The sequence below is a fragment of the Sulfitobacter sp. CB2047 genome (genome assembly GCF_000735125.2).
Lineage (GTDB): Bacteria > Pseudomonadota > Alphaproteobacteria > Rhodobacterales > Rhodobacteraceae > Sulfitobacter > Sulfitobacter pontiacus.
The window spans coordinates 712,501-737,847 of record NZ_CP072613.1 but is presented as its reverse complement, the minus strand read 5'-3'; the positions used below and the strand labels follow the sequence as shown (position 1 = coordinate 737,847).

Below are 25,347 nucleotides of genomic sequence, written 5' to 3'. Positions count from 1 at the left end.
CCCCTGGCCGGTGCGGTTTTTTCATGCGCAAAGGGAAATGTCTATTTCTGCCGTCCGACCTGACGGCAGATCAGGATCACGGGCAGTAATCCCATTGCCACGATCACAAGGCTCGGCACCGCCGCCCCGTCCAGCCGCTCGTCGCTTGCCAGCCGGTAGGCCTGTACCGCCAGCGTGTCGTAGTTGAACGGTCGCATGATCAGCGTTGCAGGCAGCTCTTTCATCACATCGACGAAAACAATCAGCAGCGCGGTCAGCAGGCTTGGCGACAGAATCGGTAGATGCACACGGCGCAGCGTGCCCACAGGGGTTTCCCCCAATGACCGTGCGGCAGAGTCCATATTGGCATGCACCATCGCCTGCCCCCCCTCATACGCCCCCAGAGCCGCCGCAAGGAAGCGTACCATATAGGCGGCGACAAGCAGCCATATCGACCCGGTGACCAGCAGCCCGGTCGATATGTCAAAGGTGCTGCGCATCCAGGCATCAAGCTGGTTATCAAAGGTCGCAAAGGGCACCATCAGCCCCACGGCAATCACCCCGCCCGGCACCGCATAGCCCAACCGCGCGATATAGCCTGCACCGAACGACAGCTTGCCCGGACGCAACCGCTGGAAGAACCCCACGCAGACTGCAGCGGCCACAGTCAGCACCGCCGCCACTCCCGCCAGCGTGGCAGAGTTGCGGATGAAGCCCAGATAGCGCGGGCTCAGCAGGTCTTGCTCTGACCCGATGCCCATCCAGATCAGCACGATCACCGGCAGGATCGCCCCAAAGACAACGGGAATACCGCAGGCCAGCATCGCGGCGGCGGCCTGCCACCCCTTAAGCTGCGCGGGCGGCATCGCCACGGCACGACGCGCCGGATCGTGGTATTGCGCCTTGCCGCGCTGGATACGCTCCAGCATCGCGAGCAGCAGCGCAAAACTGAGCAAACACAGTGCAAGCTGCGCCGCACCAGCGCGGTCGAACAGGGAAAACCAGCTGGTGTAGATCCCCGTCGCAAAGGTCTGCACACTGAAATAGGCGACGGTGCCGAAATCGGCGATCGTCTCCATGACGGTCAACAGAACACCTGCGGCAATCGCCGGTCGGGCCAGCGGCAGGCTCACCTTGAAGAAGGCCGCCCAGGCACTGCTACCCAAGGCACGTGCGGCCAGAAACGTCGTGGCGGATTGCTGCAGGAACGCGGCGCGCGCCAAGAGGTAGACGTAGGGATAAAGCACCAGCACCAGCATCAAGGCCGCGCCCCCAAGGGACCGGATTTCCGGGAACCAGTAGTCGCGCGGACCCCAGCCCGTGACATCACGCAGCACCGTTTGCACGATTCCAGGGTGGTCAAGGATATGCGTGTAGGCATAGGCCAGCACATAGGCGGGAAAGGCCAGCGGCAGCACCAGCGCGATTTCAAGCATGCGGGCACCGGGGAAGCGGGTCATGGTCACCAGCCACGCGGTCCCCACGCCCAAGGCAAAGGTGCCCGTGGCCACCATTGCGACCAGCAGAAGGGTGGTGCCCGCGTACCCCAGCAGCACCGTATCGATCAGGTGGCGCACGGTATCGGTGCCCCCAACCAGCGCGGCCAGCAAAACGGCCACCATCGGCAAGGCACAGGTCGCCGCAATCGCGACCGCAACCCCCGCCAGTAAACGCACGCCGTCCCGCGATCGTTTCACGGCGGCGGGGCTTGTATTGATATCCTGTGTCGTCATGCAATCGGTTTCGACTAATTCAGTCGGAAATACCAGCGGGATGACTGAAAATTGTAGCGCGAGGCGCAGGTGCAAAGGCGTGATCCTGCCTTTGCAGCAGAATCTCCGGTGTCAGGATGCGTGCCTTCAGCACGGGTCAGTCATAGCTGCGCTGGTCTTCGATCACCAATCCGTCGTTGGGCAGGCTGCCCGGCGCGGCCAGCACGACCTTGCCCTTCAGCTTGAGAAGCGCGGCGACAGAGGCACCGTAGCTGTCCGCGTCATCACCCGTCGTCTCAAGATGCACGGTCATGACGTCCTGTTCATTCGCACGGCTTGCCACCACGCGGGCCTTCGTGACCTCGGGGTGATTAGCAACAAGCGCCGCGACCTGTTCGGGGCGTACGAACATGCCCTTGATCTTGGTGGTCTGATCCGCACGGCCCATCCAGCCCTTGATGCGCATATTGGTCCGCCCGCAAGGAGACGCCCCCGGCAGTACGGCGCTCAGGTCGCCGGTGGCGAAACGGATCAGCGGATAGTCGGGGTTCAAGGTGGTCACGACGACCTCGCCCACCTCGCCCGGAGCGACGGGGGTGCCGGTGCCGGGGGTCACGATCTCGACGATTACATTCTCATCCACGATCATGCCTTCGGCGGCGGGGCTTTCGTAGGCGATGTTGCCCAGATCCGCCGTTGCATAGCTTTGCAAACAGGTGATCCCCCGCTCTGCGTAATAGTCGCGCAAGGACGGGAACAGCGCGCCCCCGCCCACGGCCGCTTTGGTGATGCCAAGGGTCACCCCCATCTCATCCGCCTTTTCGAGAATGATCTTGAGGTAATCCGGCGTGCCAGCATAGGCGGTCGTGCCGATATCGCGCGCGGCGATGACCTGCAGTTCGGTCTGCCCCGTGCCCGCCGGCAGCACCGCAGCCCCCACAGCCCGCGCCCCGGATTCAAAGATCATGCCCGCAGGTGTCAGGTGATAGCCAAAACAGTTCTGGACGATGTCGCCCTCGCCAATCCCCACCGCATGCAGGAACCGCCCCATGCGCCACCAGTCCGGCGCGTCGGACGAGGGTTCATAGATCGGGCCGGGAGACTGGAAGATATGGGTAAACGCATGGGCGGGTTTGGTGGTGAAACCGCCAAAGGGGGCCGACTGCGCCTGCTGTTTCCCGATCTCGGATTTGCGCAGAACCGGCAGCGCGGCCAGCGCCTCGACATTGGTGATCGTGTCTGGCGCGACCCCGTCCAACGATCCGGCATAGCCCGGCAGCGCCTGCGCCCGTGCGATCTGCGCGGGCAAGGACCGGGCGAGATCGGCCGCCCGTGTCTCGGGGCTGCGGGTCTCTAGGCTGTCAAAATAGGACGTCTGTGCCATGTCGCTTACTCGCAATTCATCTGGGTGGTCAGGAAATGGAAAACTCGTGGGCCGTGCGCTGGATCAGCTGAGCCAGCGTTTGCGGCGCCGATAGCTGCGGACATCGCGGAAGGATTTGCGCCCCTCGTCCGACATGCCAAGGTAGAATTCCTTAACGTCCTGGTTCTCGCGCAGGTCGGCGGCAGGGCCGTCCATCACGACGCGACCGGATTCCAGAATATAGCCGTAATGCGCAAAGCGCAGGGCAACGTTGGTGTTCTGTTCGGCCAGCAAGAAGGTCACGCCTTCGTTTTCATTCACCGATTTGACGATCTCGAAAATCTGTTCGACCAACTGCGGCGCAAGACCCATCGATGGCTCGTCCAGCAGGATCGTTTCAGGACGCGACATCAGGGCACGACCAATGGCGCACATCTGCTGTTCCCCGCCCGAGGTATAGCCCGCTTGCGATTTGCGCCGTTCGCGCAGCCGTGGGAAATAGTCGTACACCATTTCCAGATCACGGGCGATCGCCGCCTTGCCGTCGCTGCGGGTATAGGCACCGGTCAGCAGGTTCTCTTCGATGGTCAGGTGTTCAAAGCAATGCCGCCCCTCCATCACCTGCACGACACCCCGTTTCACCATCTCTGCGGGGTCGAGCTTGTGCACCGGATCATTGCGGTATTTGATCGACCCTTTGGTGACCTCGCCCCGTTCGGAATGCAGCAGGTTGGAAATCGCCTTGAGCGTCGTGGTCTTGCCCGCGCCATTGCCGCCCAACAGGGCCGTGATACCGCCCTTGGGCACCTTCAGGCTCACGCCCTTCAGCACCAGAATGACCGAGTTATAGATCACCTCGATATTATTGACCTCAAGAAGGGTCTCGACCTGCGCGTCGGGCGTTGGGGTGGCATCCAGCATGGGTGTCTCTTTCACTAGGTGGCGTGGGGGTCGGGCGCGGCAACAATGCCGCCGCGCCCTTGTTCAAGGGCTGCGCTTAGCAGCTGGGTTCGATACCGGATTCCGCGGCAAAGGCCTGCGCATCTTCGGTCACCAGCGGGGCCAGCACGTCTTGGTCCGACTGGATGTAGTCGGTGATCAGGCTCCAGCTGTCGGCAGCAGCATCCCACTGCGCCACAGCACCATAGCCGTTACCGCCGTGGTTTTCACAAGACACCGTGAACTCTGGCCCAAAGTTCGGCAGACCCAGATCCGCCATCTTGGCTTCGGTGATTTCCAGTGCTTCCATGCCGTCCCGCATCTGCGCTGGTGTCAGCGCCTTGGTGTCATGGATACCCTGCGCCGTTTTGGCAGCTTCGGCAGCCAGCATCGCGGCGTAAAGACCACGGTTATACAAAGCGGTCCCGATCTGGTCGCCCGCACCTGCGGCCTTGCCAGTATCAACAACATACTTCTGGATGTCGTCGAACACGGGGAAGTCATCGCCCACGTTGTGGAACGTCAGCGCCTTGTAGCCATTGGCTTTGTCGCCCGCTGGACGCACGTCGTTTTCAGAACCGGACCACCAGATGCCGATGAACTGATCCATCGGATAGCGGATGTTCGCGGCTTCCTGCACGGCGACCTGGTTCATCACACCCCAACCGTACATGATCACATTGTCCGGCTTTTCACGACGGATCTGCAACCACTGGGATTTCTGTTCCTGACCGGGGTGATCAACGGGCAGCAAGGACAGTTCGAACCCGTGCTTTTTGCCCAACTCTTCCAGGGTGCGGATCGGCTCTTTGCCGTAGGCAGAGTTGTGATAGACCAGCGCGATTTTCTTACCTTCAAGGCTGCCACCGTTCAGATCCAGCAGGTGCTTGATCGCGACCGAAGCGCCGTCCCAGTAGTTGGTGGGGTAGTTGAAGATATTCTTGAACACCGACCCGTCTTTGGCCGATGTCCGGCCATACCCCATGGAGTGGACAGGGATGCCATCTGCCGTCGCTTTGGGGATCAGCTGATAGGTGATGCCGGTGGACAGCGGTTGATAGACCAGCGCGCCTTCGCCCTTGGTGCTTTCATAGCATTCCACACCCTTTTCGGTGTTATAGCCGGTTTCACATTCGATCATCCGGATCGGTTCGCCACCGATACCGCCATCACGTTCGTTCAGCAGCGTGAAGTAATCCGCATAGCCGTCGGCAAAAGGAATCCCGTTTGCCGCATAAGGGCCCGTGCGATAGCTGAGCGACGGGAATACAAGCTCTGCCATTGCAGGGCCCGCAGCCAGAGCAGCGCCAAGCGCCAACGTAGTCATCTTCAGTTTCATCGGTGTTTCCTCCCTTGGATGTATCCGATCTTGCCGGGTTGTCCCGGTCGTCTCTTCTTCGGCCTTGGGTCTCCTCCCCCCGGCCATGCGTCCTTCCCTAGTGCGGGAAGGGCCACAATCTCAGTTTTTCCTTGGCGACGCGCCATAGCTGGGCCAGCCCATGCGGTTCCGCGATCAGGAAGATGATGATCAACCCGCCCACGATCACAAGCTGCAGATGCGCAACGATATCCGTCGGCCAGCCGAACCAGTCGACGCCCACGATTTTCAACGCAACCGGCAAGAGCACAAGGAACGCCGCCCCGGCAAAGCTGCCAAAGATCGATCCCAGCCCGCCGATGATGATCATAAAGAGCACAAGGAACGATTTCTGGATGCCAAAGGCCTCGCCCACTTCGACCGCACCCAGATAGACCGCAAAGAACAGCGCCCCCGAGATGCCGATGAAGAAAGAGCTGACCGCAAAGGCCGTCAGTTTCGCCCGCAGCGGGTTCACCCCGATGATCTCGGCCGCGATGTCCATATCACGGATCGCCATCCATTTGCGTCCCACCGACCCACGGGTCAGGTTGCGTGCTACATAGGCGCTGAAGATCACGAACATCAGGCAGAACAGATAGGTCGCCCAGGCCTGCGTATTCGGTCCGGTGATCTCGATTCCGAAGAATGTCCGCTCCGGCGCGCTGATCTGGCCCGAGGCAGAGTAGTTGTAGAACCACGGCACACGGTTGAAGAGCCAGACCAGAAAGAACTGCGCCGCCAGCGTTGCCACGGCCAGATAGAACCCTTTGATCCGCAGCGATGGCAGGCCGAACAACACGCCGACACCGGCGGTCACCAACCCCGACAGCAACACATGCACCAGCATGCTCACGTCGGGAAAGGCGGTCATGAATTTGTAGCAGGCATAGGCCCCCACGGCCATAAAGCCACCGGTCCCCAAGCTCACCTGCCCGCAATAGCCCACCAGAATGTTCAGCCCGATCGCCGCAATGGCATAGATCAGGAACGGCAGGAACAGCGAGTTTACCCAATAGTCATTGATCACAAACGGGATCACGGCGATGGCGATGAACAGCACCAGATAATAGCGATACCGGTCGAACTTGATCGGAAACGTCTGGCTGTCTTCTTCGTATGAGGCGCTGAAATCCCCGGCTTCACGATAGAACATCAGATGCTCCCCCCGTTCCAAATGGTTTTAAATCCTGGGTTCCGGGGCAAAGCCCCGGTCAGGGAGTTGCCAAAACTACACACGTTCAATGATCTTCTCCCCGAACAAGCCCTGCGGACGGAACACCAGAAAGATCAGCGCCAGCATGTAGGCGAACCAGTTCTCTGTCGCACCGCCAAGGAATGGCGCACCGATCAGGAATTCGAACAGCTTCTCCCCCACACCGATGATCAAGCCGCCGACGATGGCACCGGGGATAGAGGTGAACCCCCCTAGCATCAGCACCGGCAACGCCTTCAGCGCGATCAGCGAGAGCGAGAATTGAACCCCCGATTTCGTGCCCCACATAATGCCCGCGACAAGGGCGACAAAGCCCGCCAGCGACCATACGAGGATCCAGATAAAGTTCAGTGACACGCCGACAGACAAAGCCGCTTGGTGGTCATCCGCCACAGCCCGCATGGCGCGGCCCTGTTTGGTGTATTGCGCGAACATCACCAAGCCGATCACCAGCAACGCGGCAATGATGCTGGCCACGATATCCAGATTATCGATAAAGAACCCGTAGCCAAAGGCGTTAAAGGTGGTGTCATCGATCCAGGTGTTCAGCCCCTGCGGCAGCCCCACATCCATAGACTTGATGTCGGACCCCCACATCAGATCGCCCACCCCTTCCAGGAAATAGGCCAGACCGATGGTCGCCATGAAGAGGATGATCGGCTCTTGCCCGACCAGATGGCGGAAGACCAACCGCTGCACCGCATAGGCCAGCGCGATCATCACCACCATCGTCAGCAAAATCGCGAGGAACGCCGGCACGTGCCAGCCGAAATGGTGAATATCCGTGCCCAGGATTGCGTTGATCAGGTGGCTAAACGGCACCTGCCCGTCAATGATCCCTGCCAGAGTCAGGGCCGCAAACAGCGCCATAACCCCTTGGGCATAGTTAAAAATACCCGAGGCTTTGTAGATCAGAACAAACCCCAGGGCGACCAGTGCATACAGCACCCCCGCCATCAGCCCGTTCAGGAACACCTCGATTGTAAAGGCCAGTTGCTCAGGCATATCAGACCCTCCCCATCGCAAAACCAGTGGCAAAATCAGTCATGTGCAACCCCCAGATATGCGTCGATCACGTCTTGGTTGTTGCGCACCTCGCTCGGGGTGCCGTCGCCGATCTTCTTGCCGTAATCCATCACGACCACACGGTCGCTCAGGTCCATCACAACGCCCATATCGTGTTCGATCAGGGCAATCGTCGTGCCGAATTCATCGTTCACATCCAGAATAAAGCGGCTCATGTCCTCTTTTTCCTCGACGTTCATGCCTGCCATCGGTTCATCCAGCAGCAGGATCGACGGCTCGGCGGCCAGCGCGCGGGCCAGTTCGACCCGTTTCTTCAAGCCGTAGGACAAACGCGACACGGGCGTCTTGCGGATCGCCTGAATCTCAAGGAAATCGATGATCTTTTCGGCGACTTCGCGGTTCGCGGTCTCTTCGCGCTCCGCTTTGCCCTTCCAGATCGACTGCCAGAACATGCCGGTCTTCATATTGGTCAAACGCCCCGTCATGACGTTGTCCAGCACCGACATCCCTTCGAACAGGGCGATGTTCTGGAACGTGCGTGCGATCCCCTGCTGCGCCACCTCAAAGGGTTTCATCGCCGGACGGCGGCTGCCCTTGTACCAGACCTCGCCTTCCTGCGGCACATAGAACCCGCTGATCACGTTCAGCATGGATGATTTGCCCGCGCCATTCGGGCCGATGATCGCGCGGATCTCGCCCTGACGGATGTCGAAAGAGATATCCTTGATCGCCTCCACCCCACCGAACCGCAGGGTGATGTTTTTCATTTCCATCACAACGGGGCCAATCTGGCGCCCATCCGCTGTGACATAGCCGTCGGTCATATCTTTCACGCCGCAGCCCCCTTCCAAATGGTCTTAAAATCCACTGCGCAACCGCAGCGCCCGCATGCTCCGCCTGATGTCACGCTCATTGCGCGGCCATCTTGCGGGTGTCTGCGAACACCTTGGCATCGCGCACCTCCAGCGTGGCCGAGATCGACCCCTTGCGCCCGTCTTCATAGGTCACTTCAGTAACCGTGCTGACAGAGGGCGACCCGTCGTAGAGCGCGGTGATGATATCGTCGAACTTCTCGCCGATGACCTTGCGACGGACTTTGCGCGTGCGCGTCAGCTCTCCGTCGTCGGCATCAAGTTCCTTGTGCAGCACAACAAAGCGATGCACCTGACAGCCCGACAGCATTTCGTCTTCTGCGATAGAGGCGTTGACCTCTTCCACATGGCTCTGGATCGTGTCCATCACCTGCGGATGCCGCGCCAGTTCCTGATAGGACGCATAGCCGATGTTGTTGCGCTCCGCCCAGTTTCCGACCGCGGTCAGGTCGATATTGATAAAGGCGGTGCATTCGTCGCGTCCGTTCCCGAATACCACCGCTTCAAGGATGTTGGGGAAGAACTTCAGCTTGTTTTCCACGTATTTCGGCGCGAACAGGCTGCCATTGGCCATTTTGCCAACGTCTTTGGCGCGGTCGATAATGCGCAGATGCCCGGTGCCTTCCTCGATAAAGCCCGCGTCGCCTGTCGCGACCCAGCCTTCGGCATCCTTGGTATCGGCGGTGCTTTCGGGGTTCTTGTAATACTCCACAAAAACGCCGGGGCTGCGGTAGAAGACTTCGCCGTTCTCGGCGATCTTCAGCTCCACGCCGGGGCAGGTCACGCCGACCGTGTCACTGCGCACTTCGCCATCGGGCTGCGCGGTGATAAAGACGGTGGCTTCGGTCTGGCCATAAAGCTGTTTCAGGTTGATCCCGAGCGAGCGGTAGAAATCGAAAATCTCCGGCCCGATCGCCTCGCCCGCGGTATAGCCGACGCGCACGCGGCTGAGGCCAAGCGTGTTTTTCAGCGGGCCATAGATCATCAGCTCGCCCAGGGCGTATTTCGCACGGTCCATCGCTCCGACGGATTTACCGTCCAGAATGGCGGGGCCCACCTTGCGCGCATGGGCCATGAATTTGTCGAACAGCCATTTTTTGAAACGGCTCGCGTCCTCCATCCGGATCATCACCGATGTCAGCTGGGTTTCGAACACGCGCGGTGGAGCGAAATAATAGGTCGGGCCGATCTCGCGCAGGTCCACATGCATCGTGTCCGCGCTTTCAGGGCAGTTCGTGCAGAAGCCTGTCCACAGCGCCTGCCCGACGGAAAAGATGAAATCCCCCACCCAGGCCATCGGCAGATAGGCCAGAATATCGTCCGTCTGACGCAGCTTGTCGAAAGCGGAAGAGGATTTGGCCGTCTCGATAATATTGCGGTTGCTCAGCACCACACCTTTGGGCTTGCCCGTGGTGCCAGAGGTATACAGCATGACGCCCGTGCTGTCGTAGTCCAGCTTGGCCTGACGCGCCTCAAGCTCTTTGATGTGCTTGTCGCGGGCCTTGCGGCCCATGTCCTGGACGGCGCTATACTGGTCCAGCGCGGCGTGGTCGTATTTGCGCAATCCGCGTGGATCAAGATAGATCATACGCTCGAACTGGGTCAGCTGATCCTGAACGTCCAGCACCTTGTCGACCTGTTCCTGATCACCGGCGATCACAAAACGCGCGCCACAATGATCCAGCACATAGGCCATCTCTTCGGCGTTGGCGTCCTGATACAGCGGCACAGGCACGGCACCGACCATCTCTGCGGCCATCATGGCCCAATACAGATAGGGACGGTTGCGGCCGATGATGGCGATAAAGTCACCCTCGTTCGCGCCAAGCTCCAGCAGGCCAAGCGCAAGCGCTTCGACCTCGTCGCGGGTCTGTGCCCACGTCCAGCTTTGCCAGATGCCATATTCTTTTTCGCGATACGCAGGCGCGTTCGCAAATTGCTTTGCATTACGATGCAGCAGCGCCGGAACCGATTGCGGTCCGTCGGCGCTCACGAGCGTGTGAGCCAAATGTCTTCCTCCCAAACCCTGCTCTTTTTCGGCAGGTCGATCGCTGGTGCGATTCTGATGTCACACCATGATGTTGACCTGATGCTCTGCGTCAACTTTTACCTAATGATTTCTCAATTCTAACGAATTGTAACAGGCGTGATTTCCCAAGGTTGCGCTTGGCGGCGCTGTGGGGATGGTGCAGTCTGCCGCTGGGGGAGGCTGCATGCAGATCGACGATCACCAGACAAAACTCATGACCGCTGCGGGGCTGAACCTGATCGCGCAAGCGCTGACGATCTATGACGCGGATTTGCGGCTGGTGCTGTGTAATGCACCGTTCCAGCAGATGTTCGACCTCCCCAAAGCGCTGGTCACCCCCGGTGCGAGCTTTCAGGAAACGATCACCCTGCTGGCACAGTTGGGTGAATACGGTGACGTGGACGACGTGGCGCATTTTGTGGCCGAAAGGGTGGAACAGGCCCGCGCATTTGAACCCCATTACATGGAACGTACCCGCGCCAATGGCCGCACCATCTCGGTCGAAGGCTCCCCCCTGCCCCAAGGCGGCTGGGTCACCGTCTACACCGACATCACCCGCACCAAACAGCAAGAGGCACTGCTGCGCGCCCGGTCTGATGCCCTGTCGGGGCAGGTGCTGGCCCACGCCGAAGAACTGTCAGCCACCAACCGCGAACTTGCCGCGATGAACACCGCGCTGGAAGAGGCAAAACGCCAGCTCACCCTGTCCGAAGCCCGCACGCGGCTGACCACAGAAATGATGCCGGCCCATATTGCCCATGTGGATGCAAACGCCTGTTACACCTATTCAAACCGGCGGTTGGCCTCTGTCATGCCGGGGCGGCGCGCGGATCTGATCGGCCGCCATATCGCAGAGGTTCTGGGTCAGCAGGCCTACGACTCTATCGCCCCTTCGCTCACCCAGGCCTTTGCCGGAAAGCCGTCGGTGATCGAATTCACGGACGAGATGAGCGCCCGGCGCATCCGCGGCGCCTTTACCCCCGATACAAACGGCGGGGTCTATATCCTGTCGATGGATGTGACCGAGGAAACCCAGAACCGTGTCGCCCTGCAGCAAACCCGACGACGCGAGATCGCGGCGCAGGTGATCTCGGGGCTGGCGCATGATTTTTCCAACCTGCTGACGATCATTCTTGGCCTGCAGTCCCGGCTGGGGCGGCTGGACGGCCAACCGGCAGAGGCCGCCCCCCTCATCGAAGGCACCCTTGCCGCGGCGCGCCGGGGCGGCACGTTGCTCAGCTCTATCGCCGATATGACAGGCGCGCGCACGCTGCGTCCGACTGCGACCCATATCCCGCGGCTGCTTGAAGATCTGACCCTGATCGCGCGCCCCACCCTGCCCAAGGGCATGACGCTAAGCATCGACAACCAGATGGGTGACACCCCCGTACTGCTGGACAGCGGTCTGGTGCAGGACGGGCTGTTGAACCTGATCCTGAACGCCCGCGATGCCTGCGGGGCCGCGGGGGCGATCTCGCTCGAAGTGCGACAGGTCCATGACACATGGATCGAATGGGTCTTGCGCGATACCGGCCCCGGTTTTTCGCCCTCGGCGCTAGAACACGGGTTTGATCCGTTTTTTACCACCAAAGGGGCCGAAGGATCGGGGCTGGGGCTGCCGATGGTCTATGACATGGTGAAATCGGCGGGGGGCGATCTGCGCCTTGGCAATACGGCCCATGGCGCGCAGGTGACCATGCGGCTGCCCTACCGCCCCGCCGTAGCTGCCACCACCGGACTGGTTCTGCTGGTCGAAGACGCGGATGACCTGCGCGCGCTGGTGCGAGACATGTTGATGGGGCTGGGCCATTCCGTGATCGAAGCTGCCAGCGCGGATGAGGCCACCGCCCTGCTGGCCGATCTACCCGACATCGCGCTGATCCTGTCCGACATCCAGCTTATGGGCGAGGCGACGGGGCTGGACCTTGCCAAACGCCTACCCGCCGATGCGCCGCCGCTGGTATTGATGACCTCGCTACCGCCCGATGATGCCCAGTTTCTTGAGGCGCAAACCCTTGCCCCTGTGCTGCGCAAACCCTTCGAGATTGCGGATCTGACCGCGCTGATTGCCCCGAAAGAGAGTGCCGCCCAATGACCCGCCCCCTCGTCACCATTCTGGACGATGAACCAGAAATCCGCACGCTTCTCGCCGACGCTTTAGAGGAAGCGGGCTTTGACACGCTGTCGTTCAGCCGCGCCCGCGCGTTCGAGGCCGCCTTGGCGACCCACACCCCCGATGTCTGTCTGGTGGACCTGTCCCTGCCGGATTCAGACGGGCTGACGCTGGTGCATCGACTGGCGCTGGAACAAGGGGCCATCGTGATCATCATCTCGGGCCGCGCACAGGTGCAGGACCGCGTCACGGGACTGGAACTTGGCGCGGATGACTACATCATCAAGCCCTTTGATCCGGCAGAGGTCGTCGCCCGTATCCGTGCCCGTCTGCGCAGCGCCAAACCCACGCCGCAAGCCGGCACCGTCGCCGCGTTCAGCGGGTGGAAGGCGCATTTCGACCGCTACGCGCTTGAGGATGAAAGCGGCGTCGAAACCCCCTTCTCCCACGCGGAGGGGGAGGTGCTGCGCCTGTTTCTGGACGCGCCCAAACGTCTGCTCAGCCGCGCGCAGATGCAGTCGAGCCTTGGCGGCGTCGCCTCTGAAAGCTTTGACAGGGCGATGGACGTGCGGATTTCGCGGCTGCGGACCAAACTGCGCGAAGACCCCAAAAACCCGCAGTTGATCAAGACGATCTATGGCGCGGGCTACATCTTTCTGGGCGACGTCACATGGAGCTGACCCCCCGTCGCATCAGCGGTGGCAGCCCCCATCTGGACGACGTGCTGCATCTGATGCGCGACTGCTTTGCCTATATGGAGGGGCGCATTGACCCGCCAAGCTCGCTTGGCCAAACCACATTGCCATCGCTGCAAGGCACGGCGGATAGAGATGAAATCTGGGCGATCGGCGCGCCGCCCGTGGCGTGTGTGGTGCTGAGCGTGAAACCGGCGGTTCTTTATCTGGGCAAGCTCTGCGTCGCCCCCAGCCATCAGCGACTGGGGCTGGCACGCCATCTGATCACCCACGCCGAGAGCCGTGCCCGTGCCCTGCACCTTGGCCAGCTGGAACTGCAAACGCGGGTGGAGCTGTTGGACAATCACGCCACCTTTCGCGCGCTCGGCTTTCACGAATATGCCCGCACAGCGCACGCGGGGTTTGACCGCCCCACCAGCATCACCCTGCGCAAAACCGTCGCCTGAGCTACGCGGTGCCACCTGCCGCCACAGATGGCGCCGCTGTCTTTTCTGCCTCGGGTGCTGCCGTTTTTTATTGCGCGCCTGCCCCTTGGCCCGCTAGATTCTACCCATGATCGAATGCTTGCTGTACAGGACCAACCCCGCCCAGAGACGGCTGTTCTATCGCGTCGAAATCGCGATGAACCTGTTCAGCGAAGTCTCTGTCCTGCGCGAATGGGGCGTCGCAGGTGGCCAGCCCAAAGCGGTAATCCAGTGTTTCGGTAACCTGCGCGAGGCGTCAAAAATGGCAGACCGCTATCGCACACGGGCCGAGCGTCGCGGCTATCTACGTCACTGACCCCAGCCGCGTCACAGCGCGGGCAAGCACCTGAACACCGGCCGCCAGATCGGCCTCGTCCGTGTCTTCCTCGAAAGTATGGGACAGCCCCCCGATCGACGGCACAAACAGCATCGCCACCGGCATCTTGCGCGACACATTGGTCGCGTCATGCAGCGCCCCTGACGGCATCTTGCGCCAGTTGCCCGGCGCGACTTCTTCCGCGCCGGCTTCCAGCGCGGTGCGCAGGACCGGGTCCATCGCGACGGGTTCCAGCCCCAGCATTGTGCCAAAGCTGACCGTCAGCCCCTGCTGCGCCGCGATCTCGGTGGCGGTGTCGCGGATGATCTGTTCCATCCGGCCCAGACGGTCCGCATCCGCGTCGCGCCACTGCATCGAAAATACCGCACGCCCCGGCACGATAGAGGATGCATTTGGGTGCAGCGCAACATGGCCGATGGTCCAGACGGTTTGCGGTGTGACGACATTGCGCAGCCGGTCATTCAACGCGGCATTGAAGGCAGAGACCGCCTGAAACGCATCGCGGCGCAGATGCATCGGTGTGGTGCCCGCGTGGTTCTGCTGCCCGTCAAAGGTGATCTTCATGTCGCGGATGCCGACGATATCGGTGACCACGCCAATCTGTTCGCCGCTGGTATCCAGCGCCGGCCCCTGTTCGATATGCAACTCGACAAAGCCGGTGAACGGATCGGGCGACACCTCCCCCGTGACCAGATGCGCCACGGCCTGACGCGCGTCACCAAGGGTCACACCCGCATGATCGGTCAGCGCATCGGCGGCGGCCTGATCCAGATGCCCGCCCCAAACGGCGCTGCCCGTGGTGACGCCAAACCGCCCCTCTTCATCCTGAAACGACACGACAGAGATCGCGGGGCCGCCGGCCTCGGCTGCGGCGCGGGCGACTTCAAGCGCGGCAATCACGCCAAGCGCGCCGTCCAGCCATCCGCCTTCGGGCTGGCTATCGGAATGCGACCCCATCAATAGCGACGGCCCATCTGCCAAGCCGAAAAGATTGCCCATCTGGTCCATTTCAACCCGCAGTCCGGCATCACGCATCTGATCGGCCAGCCAGTCCCGCGCGGCGACATCGGCGTCGCTATAGGCCGGGCGGACCACCCCTTTGCCCACCCCCGCTGCGCCGAACGAACGCAATTTGTGAAGGTCGGCGAGAAAGCGGTCGGGGTTGATCTGCATGGTTACTCCGCGGGTTGGGGGGCTGTTGCGGCCTCTACTTTCACGGCCGAGAATTTAAACTCGGGGATTTTGCCATAAGGGTCAACCGCTGGATTTGTCAGGATATTTGCCGCCGCTTCAACATAGGCAAAGGGCAGAAACACCATATCGGGCGACACGGCGCGGTCTTCGCGCGCCATCAGTTCGATCGACCCGCGCTTGGTCGTGAGCCGGATATAGGCACCCGGCTCTACCCCCAGCTTGCGTAAGGTAGACGGGTGGAGCGAACAGTTCGCCTCGGGCTCCAGCCCATCAAGCACATAGGACCGCCGCGTCATCGACCCCGTGTGCCAATGTTCAAGCTGCCGGCCCGTGGTCAGGATCATCGGATAGTCGTCATCCGGCGCGTCGTCAGGCGCGATGATGCTGGCAGGGGTAAACCGTGCGCGTCCGTCCTGTCGCGGGAAGCCATCGGCAAAGACAATCGCCTGCCCCGGATCGGTGGGGCTGGTGGATGGGTAGGTCACCGCCCCTTCACTCTCTAACCTGTCCCAAGTGATGTTATTGAGCGACGACATATTCAGCTTCATCTCGGCGAAAACCTCGCTCGGGTCGGTATAGGTCCAGCCCAGCCCCAAGCGTTTGGCAAGCTCGACCTCGATCCACCAATCCTCTTTCGCATCGCCGGGTGGCGGCACCGCGGGGCGGCCCATCTGCACCTGTCGGTTGGTATTGGTCACCGTGCCGGATTTTTCCGCAAAGGCGCTGGCGGGCAGGATCACATCGGCAAAATTCGCGGTCTCGGTCAGGAAGATATCCTGCACCACCAGATGATCGAGCTTGGCCAGCGCAGCGCGGGCGTGTTCGACATCGGGGTCAGACATCGCCGGGTTTTCACCCAGCACATAGAGGCTGCGAATATCCCCGTCATGCACCGCGTCCATAATCTCGGTCACGGTGAGGCCCTTCTTGTTGCTGAAATCGCTGCTTTGCCACACTTCGGTAAAGGCAGAGCGGACGCCATCATCGGACACCGGCTGGTAATCAGGCAGGAACATCGGGATCAGCCCCGCGTCAGACGCGCCCTGCACATTGTTCTGCCCCCGCAACGGATGCAGCCCCGCGCCGGGTCGCCCGATCTGACCCGTCATCAGCGCAAGCGAAATCAGGCAGCGCGAATTATCGGTGCCGTGGATGTGCTGCGAAATGCCCATCCCCCAGAAAATCATCGCCGCATTCGCCCCCGCAAAGGTCCGCGCCACATCGCGCAGCACCTCCGCGTCGATGCCGCAGATCTTGGACATCTTTTCAGGGGTGAAGGTTTTCAGGTGGGCTTTCTCGATCTCCCAGCTTTCGGTATAGGCTTCGATATACTGTTGGTCGTAAAGCTTTTCCTCGACAATCACATGCATGATCGCGTTCAGCATCGATACATCGGTGCCGGGGCGGAATTGCAGCATATGCGACGCGTGCCGCTTCAGCGCCTGACCGCGCGGGTCCATCACGATCAGCTTGCCGCCGCGCTTGGCGAACTGCTTGAAGAAGGTCGCCGCGACGGGGTGGTTCTCGGTCGGGTTGGCACCGATCACAATCGCAACATCGGCGTTTTCGATCTGGTTGAAGGTCGCGGTGACCGCACCGGATCCGACATTCTCCATCAGCGCGGCCACTGACGAGGCATGACACAGCCGCGTGCAGTGATCGACGTTGTTGTGACCAAAACCCTGCCGGATGATCTTTTGAAACAGGTAGGCTTCCTCGTTCGTGCATTTCGCTGATCCAAAGCCCGCCACACCCGCGCCGCCGATCTTTTTCATGCCGCCCGCAGCGAAATCCAGCGCCTCGTCCCAGGTGGCTTCGCGGAACTGGGTTTGCCAGTTGCCCGGGTCCACGTTCAGCCCTTTGGGCGGGGCGTCCTTGCGACGGATCAGCGGTTTAGTCAGACGATGGGGATGGTGGATATAGTCAAAACCAAAGCGCCCCTTGACGCACAGCCGCCCTTCGTTCGCGGGACCGTTGATGCCCTCGACATATTTGATCTTGCCGTCTTTCACCTTCAGCGACACCTGACAGCCCACACCGCAGAACGGGCAAATACTGTCGACTTCGCTGTCAAAGTCGGCGCTGTCGCCCACCTGCGCGTCATCGACCACCGTAGCGGGCATCAGCGCCCCCGTCGGGCAGGCCTGCACACATTCACCGCAGGCCACACAAGAGGACGCGCCCATCGGGTCGGCCATGTCGAACACCGGATAGCTGTCGTGCCCGCGACCGGCCATCCCGATCACATCATTGACCTGCACCTCGCGGCAGGCGCGCACACACAGGTTGCACTGGATACAGGCATCAAGGTTCACACGCATCGCCACATGGCTGTCGTCGAGCAACGGGATGCGCCCCTCTTCCAGCTTGGGGAAGCGGCTTTCCGAGATACCTTCCATTGCGGCCATGTCCCACAGGTGGCTGGATTTATCGTGGGCGACTTCGGGGGCGGGCTGATCAGTGACCAGCAGTTCCATCACCATCTTGCGGGCATTTTCGGCGCGCGCGTTGTTGGTGGTGACGACCATACCGTCGCTCGGTTCGCGCAGGCAGGAGGCGGCCAGCACGCGTTCGCCTTCGATCTCGACCATACAGGCACGGCAGTTGCCATCGGGGCGATACCCCGGCTCCGGTGTGAAACACAGATGCGGGATTTTCAGACCGCGCCCATTGGCGATTTCCCAGATGGTCAGCCCGGTGTCGGCCTCGACCTCTTCGCCGTCGAGCGTGAATTTTACCTTATCCGCCATGGGGAACCCTCCTGTACCGCCCCGCAGTATAGGCAGGGCACGCATGTGACGGCAGTCATATTCCCGACACCCTGCCCCGTTTTTGCGCCACCGGCGTTTCCGATACGCGACGCGGGGGGGCCGCCTGCAAAAAATCGACATGCGAGGGGCGGGCAGGCTTTCCACCCGCGCATGGCTTGCCTATCAATGGCGCAACAGAAAAAGGCGCGCTATGTCCCATATTACCCTCATCCGTCACGGTCAGGCAAATTCCCAGGCCAAGGACGAAATCAGCTATGACAAGTTAAGCCCGCTTGGTCACGAACAGGCTGCGTGGCTGGGCGACCACCTGCGCCAGTCCGAAACCCACCACACGCGGCTGTATACCGGCACGCTACGCCGCCATATCGAGACGGCAGAGGGGATGAACACCGGGCTTGAACCGATACGCGACGCGCGGCTGAACGAGCTTGAGTATTTCACCCTCGCCACCATGATGGAGCAGCAGCACGGCATCCCTTTCCCCACGGAACAGGGCGGGTTCACCAACCACCTGCCGCTGGTGTTCGAGACGTGGAAAAGCGACAGGCTCGAAAACCCGCCCGAGAGCTACGCCAATTTCGAAGGGCGCATCAAATCCGTGCTATCAGAGATCTCGGACGGGGACGGGCCGGCGCTGGTCGTGACCTCTGGGGGGCTGATCTCGATGGTGATGGCGCAGGCGATGGGGCTGGGCATTCCGGCCATGTCGCGCATCGCGCTGGCGATCATGCACACGTCGATGCACCGGCTGTTCCCCATTGGCGGCCACTGGTCGCCGGTGCTCTTCAACGCGGTGCCCCATCTGGATACCCCCGCACGCCGTGTCGCGCAGACCCATATCTGAAAGGCAAAACGATGCTTACGCTATATTTTACGCCCGGAACCATCTCTGTCGCGGTGGCGATTGCCATCGAAGAAGCCGCCCTGCCCTATCAGCCGGTGCGCGTCGATTTCGCTACGGCAGAGCAGACGAAACCCGAATATCTGGCGATCAACCCCAAGGGGCGCGTGCCTGCGCTGCGGCTTGGGGATGATACGATCCTGACCGAAACCGGTGCGCTGCTGGACTATGTCGCTGCCATTGCGCCCAAAGCCGGGCTGGTCCCCACGGACCCGACCGCCGCCGCACAGATGCGCAGCGCGATGTACTACCTCGCCTCTACCATGCATGTTGCCCATGCCCACAAGATGCGCGGATCGCGGTGGGCCAAACAACAATCCAGCTTCGAGGATATGACGGCTCAGGTGCCAGAAACCATGGCCGCCTGTGCCGATTTTGTCGAAAGCGATATCCTGCACGGGCCCTATGTGTTGGGCGACGATTTCAGCCTTGCCGATCCCTATCTGTTCGTCGTGTGCAACTGGCTTGAGGGCGACGGCGTGGATACGGCGGCCTACCCCAAGATCACGACATTCATGCAGCAGATGACCGCCCGCGCCAGCGTGGCAGCGGTGAAAGACAAGGGGATGCTATGACCGCGCCACATCTATGGGTCCGCGCCGAGCAGCGCGACAATGAAACCCGCGTCGGCATCACACCCGAAGGGGCTACCGCGTTGATGGCGCAGGGGTTTCGCGTCACCGTCGAAGCCTCGGACAGCCGCGTGATCGCGACCGATGCCTATGCGGCCACGGGCTGCACCATCGCCCCACAGAACAGCTGGCCCGACGCGCCCGCCGATGCGATCATCTTTGGCCTGAAGGAACTGCCAGAGGACGGCACACCGCTGGTGCACCGGCACATCATGTTCGGTCACGCCTACAAGGGTCAATCGGCGGGGCGTATCCTGTTACAACGTTTCAAGGCGGGCGGCGGCACCTTGCTGGACCTTGAGTATCTGACCGACGAGACAGGCCGACGCGTCGCCGCCTTTGGCTATTGGGCGGGGTTCGCGGGGGCGGCGGTGGCCGTCAAATGCTGGGCCGCCCAAACCCGTGGGCACGCTGTCGCCCCCATCACCCCCTACCCCAACGCCGATGCGCTGACCCGCGACCTCGCGGCAGAGATCGACGGGCTCGCCACGCCCGACGCTTTGGTCATCGGTGCACTTGGTCGGGTTGGCAGCGGTGCCGCAGATCTTTGCGGCCGTCTGGGGATCAAGGTCACCGGATGGGATATGAAGGAGACCGCCCACGGCGGCCCATTCCCCGAGATTTTGCAGCATGTGCTGTTTTTCAACTGCATTCTGGCGGGGCCGCAGACACCGGTTTTCGTGCCCAAAAGCGCGCTGGACAGGGATCGCGCGCTGCGGGTGATCGGCGATATCGCTTGCGATCCCGACAGCGACTTCAACCCCGTGCCGGTCTATGACCGCGCGACCACATGGGAAGAGCCCGCGTTACGCGTGCATGACACCCCACCTTTGGATGTCACCGCGATTGACAACCTGCCCTCGATGCTGCCGCTGGAAAGCTCTGAAGACTACGCCGCGCAGCTGCTGCCGACGCTCTCGGCACTGGCGGAAGATGCCTCGCCGGTCTGGGCGCGGGCTCGTGCGCTGTTCGAAGAACACAGCGCCGCCGTGTGACGCGATCAGACCGGGCGGATCACGCGCCCGATCCGGTCACCCGAATAGACGGTAGTAGATGCCGTCGGGCAGGAACTGCGCCAGCCGGAAGAAAAGCGAGAACCCGAAGGGGAAGCTTTTCTTAAAGCTGCTGCCGCTCATATGCTCGACCACTTGCTGCGCAGCGGCCTCGGGCTCCATCAAAAAGGGCATCTTGAAGTCGTTCTTGTCGGTCAGCTGCGTGCGGATGAAACCGGGGTTGATCACCTGCACCTTCACGCCGGTCTTGCGCAGGTCGGCGTGCATACATTCCGCCAAGGACAAGGTGCCTGCCTTGGACGCCGTATAGCCGATAGACTTTGGCAGCCCGCGGTAGGCCGTCAGGCTAGAGGTGATCACGATGTGGCCCGCGTCGCGCTTGACCATATCGGGCACCACTTCGCCCATCACGCGCACCAGCCCGGTGAGGTTTACATCGATCATTGTGGTCGCATGCTCCGGCTCCCATGCCTGCGCCCCAAAGGGCCAATAGGCCCCCGCCAGATAGACGACGCCATCCACCGGCCCGACGGCTTTGACCGCGGCGCGGATGCTGTCGATATCCTGAACGTCGATGGTCTGGTAGCTTGCGGAAACGGGCAGTTCATCGACCAGCGCCGCCAACTTGTCTTCAGACCGGGCAGAGACGATGACCTCGGCCCCCAGTCGGCCCAGCTTATGTGCCAGCGCTTCGCCCAGTCCGGCGCTCGCCCCGATCAGCCAATAGCGTTTTCCTGTCCATTCGGTCATGCTGCGTCCTTTCTTCGGATGGTGGCGACCAATTCGGCTACCTTCACCCCAAATTTTCGGAACTGACTGCGGTTGATGATCGTGCCATCGCCGGTCAGATACATCCAGTCCACGGTATTCAGCAGGTGCCCGCCCACGTCATCGGGCAGCCTGATGGTGTATTTCGACTGCACCGTCGCACCGACGTTGCGGCCCTTGGCCGTGCCTTTGACGTCCGGCGCGGTGGCGGTGAAATGCCCCGTCTCGCCCAATGTGATCGTCCATGTGCGGTCTTGGGTCGTGTTGTCGTCATAGACGAAATGTTCTTCGATACGTGCGGTGTCGCCGTCCCATGTCACGTTGAAATCTGCCACGAAACTGCTGGTGACCCGCCCCGCGGGGCCAAAGATTACGCCTTCGCAGACCATCGCCCCGTCCAGATGTTTCCTCATGTCAAAGACAGTGTAGTCATCCGCATAATCCGACGGCTTTTGCGCAGGGAAATCGGTGATCCGCCGCCGCGCCAGCCAGATTGCGGCCACCACTGCGGCCCCCAGAGCAAACTGCAACATGTCCATCATTCTTCATCATCCTTTTGCATCGGCGTGGCGGCCAGAAAACCGATGGCCAACAGCTTGAGCCCGCAAGGCACGCCCGCATAGAGCCATATGAGCGTCGAGATTGCCACCGGTCCATTGCCCGTCGTACCGCTGTCAAAGCCGGACGCCTGCAGGGTGGGAAGTAGCGTTATCGCCGCGAAGGCAAGGGCGAATTTCGACACCAGCGACCACAGCCCGAACCCCTCGGCGGCCTGCGGGGCGACCACCGCCATCCGCGCGGAGAACATCGCGGGCAGCAGTGTCAGGTCGGCCCCCAGCACCGCGCCAGAGGCGATGCAGACCAGCACGAACCACGCCACATCCCCCGCCCCCAGCAGCAAAGTCCCTGCAAACACAAGGATCGCCAAGCCCATTGCGGACAGCAGGACGGGTTTGGGGCTGAAACGCTCTGCCAGCTTGCCCCACAACGGCGCGGCCACAGCAGCCGAAAGAAAGAAGAGCAACAGCAGCGCCCCCGCCCACCCCGGGGCACGCAGCACGCTTTCGACGTAGAACAGAAATAACGTAGATGTGACCGCGACAGGGGCCGCATTGAACAGCGCGATCAGCAGCAACCGACGGGCAATCGGATCGCGCAGGACCACGCCGATCCCCGTCGGCCCCGCGATATCCGCGCCGCGCCATTCGCCCCGCATGGCAAAAACGCTGCCCAGACCAAGCGCGGCAAAACCGATGGCAAACCCTGTAAACGGGGCCCCCATCACCAGCCCCAGCATCACAGGCAGTACCGAGGCCGCGCAGACACCCAGCAACGCCCCCGTCTCGCGCCAGCGCGCCAGCACCAGATGCCCGCGTCCGGGCAGCAGCGCGGCTTTGGCGACCCCTTGCGCGTAAAAGCAGATCGTCAGAAAGCTGAACGCCGAAAACACCCCCGTCAGTGTCAGCGCGAACCACATCAGCGGCGGCAGCAGGGGCGGCACTGCAAACAGGGCAAACATCGATACAGCCATCAGGCCGACACCGACGGCGACAGCCGTGCCACGCCTGTGACGCAAGGCTTGCGATAGCCGCCCCAGCAACGGGTCCTGCACCACATCCAACAGGCGCAGCGCAAAAAGCACCGTGCCCAAAGCCCCGAGAGACACCCCGTATTCATCAACAAAGAACTTGGGCGCGTGAATATAAATCGGCAGCCCCGCCGCCGCCAGAAGCGACGCAAACAGCGCATAGGCAGGCAGTTGATGTGCCGAACGGGTCACGTGCCCGACACGTCTTTCACTGGCGGTTCAGGACGCGGGCGATAGCCGCCGCCTTTCCACCAAAGCTTTAGCGCCTGCCAGTGGATCAAGGCCAACACCCGCCGCGCCCCGAAGGGACGCCGCAGCAGCGACCACAGGATTGCCCGGTTCGTGAGAGGGCCACGACGGCCCGTCAGGGTGGCGATCAAGCCCCCTTCGGACTGGGTATAATCGATCCAGACACCAATACGGTCGGCGCGGATATCAAAGCGAAAACTGTATCCCCCTTCGACCGGCTGAAATGGCGATACGTGGAAAATCTTGGTCGCGTGCAGATGATCAGTGGCCGTGATCGGGCGCAGGTCATCGTGGTGGCACAGATAGCTGTGCCGGTCACCGAAGGTATTCGATACCTCTGATATCACGGCGATCAGCGCACCGTCCGCGCGGTGGCACAGCCAAAAGCTGACAGGGTTGAACACATGCCCCAGCACGCGCGGCTGCGCCATCAGCTCTATCCGCGCGACGCCCGTGACATCGTGCTGTGCCAGAACATCCCGCACCCACGCGGCCCCGCGACCCGCGCCTTTGGCTCCGCCGTGGTCTTCGTCCCACAGCGATGTCACGGCCCCGCGGTTGCGCCTGAACAACGCTGGTGTTTGCAGCGATGCCTCTGCATCCAGAACCACGTAATCGACCGAATAGCGAAAGCTGTTTTCGACCGCCCCCTTGCGCCCATGATAGGTCACACCACGGATATGATCGACGCCGGCGCTCATTCTGCGGCCAGTGCGACCTTTGCCTTGGCCCGCAGCCCCTGCACCACGTCAACAGCGCTAGACAGCCCGTCCTCGTGGAAGCCATGCTTCATCCAGGCGCCGCAGAACCAGGTATTCCGCGTGCCGTTGAAGGCGCGCACCTGCTCTTGTGCGGCCAGCGCGCCCAGATCGTAGACCGGATGGCGCAGGGTGACCTGATCATAGATGAGCTCTTCGCGGATCGGGCGCTTGGTATTGAGCGTCACGAAATGCGGGTCATCCATCGGGATCGGTTGCAGTGAGTTCATCCAGTAGGTCAGGTCGATCCGGTCGGACTTCTGCCCCTTATCCTCGGCATAGATCCACGAGGCCCAGGTCTTGCGCAGCTTGGGCATAACAGAGGCATCGGCATGTAGTACCACGTCGTTGGGCTGGTATTTCATCGCGCCCAAGGTAGCACGCTCTGCCGCGCTTGGGTCGGCCAGAAGGGCAAGCGTATCATCGGAATGGCTCGCAAAGACGACCTCGTCAAACGCTTCCCATTCCGCGCCATGGGTTTTCACCTGTGCGCCCAAGGGCGTGCGGCGGACGGATTGCACCGGCGTGCCAAGGCGAATGTCGACGCCCTTGGCTGTCAGCGATGCCCCCAGACGGTTCACATATTCCTGCGACCCGCCCTCAACCGTATACCACTGGTGCTGGCCTGTGTGGCTTAGCAAGGCGTGGTTCTCGAAGAAGTCGATCATGGAATAGGCGGGGAAATCCATGATCTTGTCCACCGGCGTCGACCAGATCGCGCCCGACAGCGGCGTCAGGTAGTATTTGCGAAAATATTCACCCGCGCCAAGCTTGTCCAAGAACCCCGCGATGGTCAGCGTACGGTCCTGCGCCAGCTTGGTCGCCGTGCTGTTGAACCGCACGATATCGGTCAACATACGCAGGAATTTCGGGTTCAGCGCATTGCGCCGCTGCGCGAAGATCGAATCCAGCGTCATCAGCCCGTATTCCAACCGCCCCCCGTCGATGGAGGCCCCGAAGCTCATGTTGGATTTGACCACCGGCACGTCGAGCTCTTTGAACAGCGCGGCGAGGTTGGGATAATTGGCGTAGTTGAACACGATAAAGCCCGTATCTACAGGCTGGTCGCCTTTCTTGCCCGCCATCTTCGTGCGCGCGTGGCCACCCAGACGGGGGCAGCTTTCGAACAAGGTCACCTGATGGTCGTCGCCCAGCATATGCGCCGCCCCCATGCCGGAAATACCCGCGCCGATGACGGCAATCTTTCGGTGGCCTGCCAAAGAGTGGTTCTGTGGCGGGTCGATGGCTTCAAATGGCATAAGGCGAGAATTTCCAGTCTGTCAGGTTTGTATCGGCACTTTCGGTGATACACGGGCTGGACGGTACATGAGTTGCAGTTAATCAGACACTAACTACGACTTTTTGTGACAC

At 61.5% G+C, this 25,347-nt stretch carries 22 protein-coding genes; 7 read left to right on the top strand and 15 right to left on the bottom strand.

Annotated features, from left to right (window positions below; all coding sequences use genetic code 11):
- Window positions 1-41 precede the first annotated feature (41 nt).
- From IV89_RS03465 to IV89_RS03430, 8 genes are all read right to left on the bottom strand, one after another.
- A complete protein-coding gene (locus IV89_RS03465; protein WP_037942890.1) occupies window positions 42-1,712 on the bottom strand; it encodes an iron ABC transporter permease in 1,671 nt (556 codons plus the stop codon).
- Between the two features lie 136 nt (window positions 1,713-1,848).
- Window positions 1,849-3,075 (bottom strand): AMP-binding protein, encoded by a 1,227-nt coding sequence (locus IV89_RS03460; protein ID WP_037942847.1) that lies wholly within the window; start codon window positions 3,073-3,075, stop codon window positions 1,849-1,851.
- Window positions 3,076-3,138: 63 nt separating this feature from the next.
- Window positions 3,139-3,975, bottom strand: coding sequence for an ABC transporter ATP-binding protein (locus IV89_RS03455; RefSeq protein WP_037942846.1), 837 nt, complete (start codon window positions 3,973-3,975; stop codon window positions 3,139-3,141).
- A gap of 76 nt (window positions 3,976-4,051) precedes the next feature.
- Window positions 4,052-5,332 (bottom strand): ABC transporter substrate-binding protein, encoded by a 1,281-nt coding sequence (locus IV89_RS03450; RefSeq protein ID WP_005850180.1) that lies wholly within the window; start codon window positions 5,330-5,332, stop codon window positions 4,052-4,054.
- A gap of 97 nt (window positions 5,333-5,429) precedes the next feature.
- On the bottom strand, window positions 5,430-6,506 hold the full coding sequence (locus IV89_RS03445; RefSeq protein WP_005850182.1) for a branched-chain amino acid ABC transporter permease: 1,077 nt from the start codon (window positions 6,504-6,506) through the stop codon (window positions 5,430-5,432).
- A gap of 75 nt (window positions 6,507-6,581) precedes the next feature.
- Window positions 6,582-7,571 carry a branched-chain amino acid ABC transporter permease gene (locus tag IV89_RS03440; RefSeq protein WP_037942843.1) on the bottom strand — a complete coding sequence of 330 codons (990 nt, stop codon included), beginning with the start codon at window positions 7,569-7,571 and terminating at the stop codon, window positions 6,582-6,584.
- 35 nt (window positions 7,572-7,606) lie between these two features.
- Window positions 7,607-8,416 (bottom strand): ABC transporter ATP-binding protein, encoded by an 810-nt coding sequence (locus IV89_RS03435; protein ID WP_174226616.1) that lies wholly within the window; start codon window positions 8,414-8,416, stop codon window positions 7,607-7,609.
- Between the two features lie 85 nt (window positions 8,417-8,501).
- Window positions 8,502-10,472: an AMP-binding protein gene (locus IV89_RS03430; RefSeq protein WP_037942841.1), complete on the bottom strand. Its 1,971-nt coding sequence runs from the start codon at window positions 10,470-10,472 to the stop codon at window positions 8,502-8,504.
- A 205-nt stretch (window positions 10,473-10,677) separates the two neighbouring features.
- Between IV89_RS03430 and IV89_RS03425 the strand changes: the two genes are divergently transcribed.
- From IV89_RS03425 to IV89_RS03410, 4 genes are all read left to right on the top strand, one after another.
- A complete protein-coding gene (locus tag IV89_RS03425; RefSeq protein WP_037942839.1) occupies window positions 10,678-12,588 on the top strand; it encodes a PAS-domain containing protein in 1,911 nt (636 codons plus the stop codon).
- On the top strand, window positions 12,585-13,286 hold the full coding sequence (locus tag IV89_RS03420; RefSeq protein WP_005850190.1) for a response regulator transcription factor: 702 nt from the start codon (window positions 12,585-12,587) through the stop codon (window positions 13,284-13,286). Before IV89_RS03425 ends, IV89_RS03420 begins: the two co-directional genes overlap by 4 nt.
- Window positions 13,277-13,747: a GNAT family N-acetyltransferase gene (locus IV89_RS03415; RefSeq protein WP_037942838.1), complete on the top strand. Its 471-nt coding sequence runs from the start codon at window positions 13,277-13,279 to the stop codon at window positions 13,745-13,747. The genes IV89_RS03420 and IV89_RS03415 overlap by 10 nt, the downstream gene beginning before the upstream one ends.
- A gap of 106 nt (window positions 13,748-13,853) precedes the next feature.
- Window positions 13,854-14,081 carry a WGR domain-containing protein gene (locus tag IV89_RS03410; RefSeq protein WP_005850193.1) on the top strand — a complete coding sequence of 76 codons (228 nt, stop codon included), beginning with the start codon at window positions 13,854-13,856 and terminating at the stop codon, window positions 14,079-14,081.
- On the opposite strand, the gene IV89_RS03405 is transcribed toward IV89_RS03410, so the two are convergent.
- Window positions 14,070-15,275, bottom strand: coding sequence for a Zn-dependent hydrolase (locus IV89_RS03405; protein WP_037942837.1), 1,206 nt, complete (start codon window positions 15,273-15,275; stop codon window positions 14,070-14,072). The genes IV89_RS03410 and IV89_RS03405 overlap by 12 nt on opposite strands.
- Before the next feature lie 2 nt (window positions 15,276-15,277).
- Entirely contained in the window at window positions 15,278-18,046 is a 2,769-nt protein-coding gene (gene fdhF, locus IV89_RS03400; RefSeq protein ID WP_037942836.1) for a formate dehydrogenase subunit alpha, read from the bottom strand.
- 211 nt (window positions 18,047-18,257) lie between these two features.
- Here fdhF and IV89_RS03395 point away from each other — a divergent pair, with 211 nt between their 5' ends.
- From IV89_RS03395 to IV89_RS03385, 3 genes are read left to right on the top strand one after another with little or no spacing between them, the layout of a single operon-like run.
- A complete protein-coding gene (locus tag IV89_RS03395; RefSeq protein ID WP_005850200.1) occupies window positions 18,258-18,911 on the top strand; it encodes a histidine phosphatase family protein in 654 nt (217 codons plus the stop codon).
- 11 nt (window positions 18,912-18,922) lie between these two features.
- A complete protein-coding gene (locus IV89_RS03390) occupies window positions 18,923-19,543 on the top strand; it encodes a glutathione S-transferase family protein (RefSeq protein WP_037942835.1) in 621 nt (206 codons plus the stop codon).
- A complete protein-coding gene (locus tag IV89_RS03385; protein ID WP_037942833.1) occupies window positions 19,540-20,595 on the top strand; it encodes a saccharopine dehydrogenase in 1,056 nt (351 codons plus the stop codon). Before IV89_RS03390 ends, IV89_RS03385 begins: the two co-directional genes overlap by 4 nt.
- A 36-nt stretch (window positions 20,596-20,631) precedes the next feature.
- On the opposite strand, the gene IV89_RS03380 is transcribed toward IV89_RS03385, so the two are convergent.
- The 5 genes from IV89_RS03380 to IV89_RS03360 are packed head-to-tail and all read right to left on the bottom strand — an operon-like array spanning window position 20,632 to window position 25,235.
- Window positions 20,632-21,363, bottom strand: coding sequence for an SDR family NAD(P)-dependent oxidoreductase (locus IV89_RS03380; RefSeq protein WP_005850208.1), 732 nt, complete (start codon window positions 21,361-21,363; stop codon window positions 20,632-20,634).
- Window positions 21,360-21,923 carry a DUF3833 family protein gene (locus IV89_RS03375; protein WP_037942831.1) on the bottom strand — a complete coding sequence of 188 codons (564 nt, stop codon included), beginning with the start codon at window positions 21,921-21,923 and terminating at the stop codon, window positions 21,360-21,362. Before IV89_RS03375 ends, IV89_RS03380 begins: the two co-directional genes overlap by 4 nt.
- The gene (locus IV89_RS03370; RefSeq protein WP_037942829.1) at window positions 21,920-23,161 is read right to left on the bottom strand and encodes an MFS transporter; all 1,242 of its coding nucleotides are present in this window, start codon (window positions 23,159-23,161) and stop codon (window positions 21,920-21,922) included. Before IV89_RS03370 ends, IV89_RS03375 begins: the two co-directional genes overlap by 4 nt.
- On the bottom strand, window positions 23,158-23,919 hold the full coding sequence (locus IV89_RS03365; RefSeq protein ID WP_037942827.1) for a DUF1365 domain-containing protein: 762 nt from the start codon (window positions 23,917-23,919) through the stop codon (window positions 23,158-23,160). Before IV89_RS03365 ends, IV89_RS03370 begins: the two co-directional genes overlap by 4 nt.
- Complete coding sequence (locus tag IV89_RS03360; RefSeq protein ID WP_037942825.1) at window positions 23,916-25,235, bottom strand: FAD-dependent oxidoreductase; 1,320 nt, start codon at window positions 25,233-25,235, stop codon at window positions 23,916-23,918. The genes IV89_RS03365 and IV89_RS03360 overlap by 4 nt, the downstream gene beginning before the upstream one ends.
- Between the last annotated feature and the right edge of the window lie 112 nt (window positions 25,236-25,347).

Bases quoted from the DNA above. Each gene is read 5' to 3' on its own strand.
- IV89_RS03465 (WP_037942890.1), bottom strand. From the start codon at position 1,712: ATGACGACACAGGATATCAATACAAGCCCCGCCGCCGTGAAACGATCG.
- IV89_RS03460 (WP_037942847.1), bottom strand. From the start codon at position 3,075: ATGGCACAGACGTCCTATTTTGACAGCCTAGAGACCCGCAGCCCCGAG.
- IV89_RS03455 (WP_037942846.1), bottom strand. From the start codon at position 3,975: ATGCTGGATGCCACCCCAACGCCCGACGCGCAGGTCGAGACCCTTCTT.
- IV89_RS03450 (WP_005850180.1), bottom strand. From the start codon at position 5,332: ATGAAACTGAAGATGACTACGTTGGCGCTTGGCGCTGCTCTGGCTGCG.
- IV89_RS03445 (WP_005850182.1), bottom strand. From the start codon at position 6,506: ATGTTCTATCGTGAAGCCGGGGATTTCAGCGCCTCATACGAAGAAGAC.
- IV89_RS03440 (WP_037942843.1), bottom strand. From the start codon at position 7,571: ATGCCTGAGCAACTGGCCTTTACAATCGAGGTGTTCCTGAACGGGCTG.
- IV89_RS03435 (WP_174226616.1), bottom strand. From the start codon at position 8,416: ATGACCGACGGCTATGTCACAGCGGATGGGCGCCAGATTGGCCCCGTT.
- IV89_RS03425 (WP_037942839.1), top strand. From the start codon at position 10,678: ATGCAGATCGACGATCACCAGACAAAACTCATGACCGCTGCGGGGCTG.
- IV89_RS03420 (WP_005850190.1), top strand. From the start codon at position 12,585: ATGACCCGCCCCCTCGTCACCATTCTGGACGATGAACCAGAAATCCGC.
- IV89_RS03415 (WP_037942838.1), top strand. From the start codon at position 13,277: ATGGAGCTGACCCCCCGTCGCATCAGCGGTGGCAGCCCCCATCTGGAC.
- IV89_RS03410 (WP_005850193.1), top strand. From the start codon at position 13,854: ATGATCGAATGCTTGCTGTACAGGACCAACCCCGCCCAGAGACGGCTG.
- IV89_RS03405 (WP_037942837.1), bottom strand. From the start codon at position 15,275: ATGCAGATCAACCCCGACCGCTTTCTCGCCGACCTTCACAAATTGCGT.
- fdhF (WP_037942836.1), bottom strand. From the start codon at position 18,046: ATGGCGGATAAGGTAAAATTCACGCTCGACGGCGAAGAGGTCGAGGCC.
- IV89_RS03395 (WP_005850200.1), top strand. From the start codon at position 18,258: ATGTCCCATATTACCCTCATCCGTCACGGTCAGGCAAATTCCCAGGCC.
- IV89_RS03390 (WP_037942835.1), top strand. From the start codon at position 18,923: ATGCTTACGCTATATTTTACGCCCGGAACCATCTCTGTCGCGGTGGCG.
- IV89_RS03385 (WP_037942833.1), top strand. From the start codon at position 19,540: ATGACCGCGCCACATCTATGGGTCCGCGCCGAGCAGCGCGACAATGAA.
- IV89_RS03380 (WP_005850208.1), bottom strand. From the start codon at position 21,363: ATGACCGAATGGACAGGAAAACGCTATTGGCTGATCGGGGCGAGCGCC.
- IV89_RS03375 (WP_037942831.1), bottom strand. From the start codon at position 21,923: ATGATGGACATGTTGCAGTTTGCTCTGGGGGCCGCAGTGGTGGCCGCA.
- IV89_RS03365 (WP_037942827.1), bottom strand. From the start codon at position 23,919: ATGAGCGCCGGCGTCGATCATATCCGTGGTGTGACCTATCATGGGCGC.
- IV89_RS03360 (WP_037942825.1), bottom strand. From the start codon at position 25,235: ATGCCATTTGAAGCCATCGACCCGCCACAGAACCACTCTTTGGCAGGC.